1 protein-coding gene is annotated in these 1,241 nt (G+C 39.4%); it reads left to right on the forward strand.

Annotated features, from left to right (window positions below; genetic code table 11):
* Nucleotides 1–153: 153 nt before the first annotated feature.
* Nucleotides 154–1,241: IS1182 family transposase (locus M3210_RS19960; RefSeq protein ID WP_251518034.1), on the forward strand; the 1,088-nt coding region annotated here is incomplete at its 3' end.

Here is a 1,241-nt window from a genome sequence, read left to right on the forward strand (position 1 = left end):
GAGGCTGGGACAAAACCCCAGTAAATAGAAAATAGCTTCGCGCTTTTTGCGCGAAGCTATTTTCTATTTATCATAATTTTAGTAAACAAAAAGGACACCTTTTGATAAAATTAAAGTTACCAGACAATAATTAATCACAAAAGAGGTGTCCTTATGTTTAAACATTATACCATGAATCAAGTTGTTTTGCCGCTGGATTTGGAGATTAAATTACAAGAAAATGATATTGCTTTTGCGATACATGATTTAGTAGAAAGTATTCCTGATGAAGTATTCCAAGAATTTGTACGTCAAACCGGTCGACCAGCCTATCATCCACGGATGATGTTAAAAGTTATATTGTGCGGGTATACGCAGTCCGTCTTTTCCGGTCGTAAAATAGAAGCCTTATTACAGGACAGTGTTCGTATGATGTGGCTAGCGCAGGGTTACGAACCAACCTACCGCACCATTAATCGCTTTCGTTACAATCCCCTCATCGAAGACATCCTCCGTGAATGCTTCGTACAGTTTAGAAATCAATTAGTGGAGAAGGAATTGATAGAGGAAGAAGCAATTTTTATTGATGGAACGAAGATTGAAGCCAACGCCAATAAGTTTACCTTTGTTTGGAGGAAGTCCACCGAAAAATATAGTGACAAGCTGACGGAAAAGTCGAATCAGCTTTACGAGGAGTTGTTAGAAAAAGAAATTATTCCAGCAATCGAGCGAGAAAACAATGAAGAATTATCCGTTCAAGAGATGGAAAAAGTAGTAGAAAAGTTAGGCGAAAAAATCGAGGAATACGATGAAAGAATAGACGCTTGTGAAGTTGGCAGCGAGCGTAAAAAAATCCGTTCGGAACGCAAAATTCCAAAACAAGCTCGGAAGCAGTTTTCAGATTTCATCGTGCGTAAACAAAAATATGAAGAAGATATGGAAGTTTTCGGTGACCGCAATAGCTACTCCAAGACGGATCCGGATGCGACATTTATGCGCATGAAGGACGACTACATGAAGAACGGTCAATTGAAAGCTGGTTATAATGTACAGATAGCGACGGAAGGTCAATACGCACTTGCTTACGATGTTTTCCCGAACCCAACGGATACACGCACGTTGATCCCTTTTCTCGATACCATTGAAGAACACTTTTTTGAACTGCCGGATCATATTGTGGCGGACGCAGGATACGGTAGCGAACAGAATTATGAAGATATTATCGAAAATCGAAATAGAATTCCACTTATTACGTACAATCA

It is taken from the genome of Oceanobacillus luteolus (assembly GCF_023715655.1).
Classification (GTDB): Bacteria; Bacillota; Bacilli; order Bacillales; family Amphibacillaceae; genus Oceanobacillus; species Oceanobacillus luteolus.